General features: G+C 38.2%; 2 protein-coding genes. Both read left to right on the top strand.

Annotated features, from left to right (window positions below; all coding sequences use genetic code 11):
• The first annotated feature begins 53 nt into the window (after positions 1-53).
• Positions 54-668 carry an IS607 family transposase gene (locus CL42_RS15930; RefSeq protein ID WP_035270872.1) on the top strand — a complete coding sequence of 205 codons (615 nt, stop codon included), beginning with the start codon at positions 54-56 and terminating at the stop codon, positions 666-668.
• A gap of 32 nt (positions 669-700) precedes the next feature.
• A complete protein-coding gene (locus CL42_RS15935) occupies positions 701-1,822 on the top strand; it encodes an RNA-guided endonuclease InsQ/TnpB family protein (protein WP_265596989.1) in 1,122 nt (373 codons plus the stop codon).
• Positions 1,823-1,967 lie beyond the last annotated feature (145 nt).

A 1,967-nucleotide genomic window follows, 5' to 3' on the forward strand; every position in this document is an offset into this window, starting at 1 on the left:
GGGGTTAATAACTGCTAATTGAAATCTACCTATTTCTATATTATTATATACAAATGAGTAGATATGTTGGTATTGGCATTGCAGCTAAAACACTGGGTGTTTCCATCCAAACCCTAAGAAGATGGGATGAGGAAGGCACTTTAGTCGCAGATAGAACCCCAAAAAATCACAGACGTTACGATCTAAGCAAGATCACACCTGAACTTATCCATGATCTATCAATCCAGAACAGCCGAAAAACTATTGCTTATGCAAGAGTATCTAGTCACGATCAAAAGGCTGATCTTGAGCGACAAAAACAAGTTTTGGAAATGTACTGTGCCAAGCAGGGATGGACATTTGAGATTATTAGTGATTTAGGCTCAGGGATGAATTATCACAAAAAAGGGCTTAAGGCTCTTTTGGATGGAATTATTAATAATGAAATTGGTCGATTGGTTTTAACCCACAAAGATCGATTATTACGTTTTGGTGCTGAATTGGTTTTTGCTTTATGTGAAACTCGGAATGTTGAAATTGTAATTATTAATCAGGGTGAAAATTTGAGTTTTGAGGAGGAACTGGCTCAAGATGTCCTGGAAATTATCACTGTATTTTCAGCACGATTATATGGAAGCCGAAGTAAAAAGAACCAAAAGCTAATACAGGCGGTCAAAGAAGCACTATGAGTCGATTTATACGAGGGCATATCATTGAATTGATGCCCAATAATAAACAAGCAAGCCATTTTGCTCAGGCAAGTGGTGTTGCTCGTTTGTCGTATAATTGGGCTTTAAGAGAGTGGCAGCGACAATACAAGGCTGATAAGGAATATCGAGATCAGTGTGAGTATTATGATGTTGCGGTGAATGAAATCCTTCTTAATAGACCTAAAGAGAGTAAATTAAGAAAGCACCTAAACACTTTTAAATTTGAAAAATATCCTTTCATGAAGAAAGTGACTAAGTGCGCACCACAGTTGGCGATTAAGCAGTTGGGTAGTGCTTTTGATAGATTTTTTAACGGCAAATCAGGATACCCCAAGCCAAGAAAAAAAGGCAAGGATGACCGTTTTTCATTATCAAATGATCAATTTAGCGTAAAGGGTCGGTCTATTAAAATCCCTAATTTGGGTTGGGTGAAAATGACTGAGAATCTGCGCTATAAGGGTAAAATTCTCTCGGCCAAAATATTTAAACAAGGTGGTAAGTGGTTTGTATCAATCGCTGTCGAACTCACCCGGATCGAAAAGCTTAAACCGAAAACAGGTTTAAGTATCGGTGTTGATTTGGGTGTCTCTAATCTTGCCACCCTTTCAAATGGTGAGGTTATTCCTTCTAACGCACCACTTAAAAGACAGCTTGCAAAACTAAGACGACTCAACAAGTCTTTTAGTCGTAAGAAAAAAGGTAGTCAGAATCGAGAAAAAGCAAAAGCCAAGCTATCTCGCCTGCACTATAAAATTGCCTGTCTACGCAAGAATAATCTTCATCAAGTCACAACGGATTTGGTAACACGTTTTGATGTGATTGCGATTGAAGATTTGAATGTTAAAGGCATGTTGAGGAATCGTAAGCTCGCAAGAGCTATATCCGATATGGGTTTTTATGAGTTTAAAAGGCAGTTGATTTATAAAGCCAAACAGCATGGAAAATCGGTACTTTCGGTTGGTCGATTCTTCCCAAGTAGTAAAATGTGTTCGTGCTGTGGTGAATTAAATCAATCTCTCACACTTTCTGCGCGAGAGTGGAAGTGCTTAGTTTGCCAAACCATCCAAAATCGTGATGTTAATGCATCAATTAATATCCTGCGATATGCAGATAAAGATTTAATCACTGCATAAGTGGTGATTAAGGCGGTGAGTTACACCGTGACAGCCTATGGAATTGAGGTAATCCCTAAAGCAAATGCTTTAGGTTCTTGATGGTGAAGTAGGAATTAAACATCAAACCCACATTGAGTAGGTTTGAGTAGGTTTTAAATAACGG

The sequence above is a fragment of the Acinetobacter sp. Ver3 genome, from assembly GCF_000632455.1.
GTDB lineage: Bacteria > Pseudomonadota > Gammaproteobacteria > Pseudomonadales > Moraxellaceae > Acinetobacter.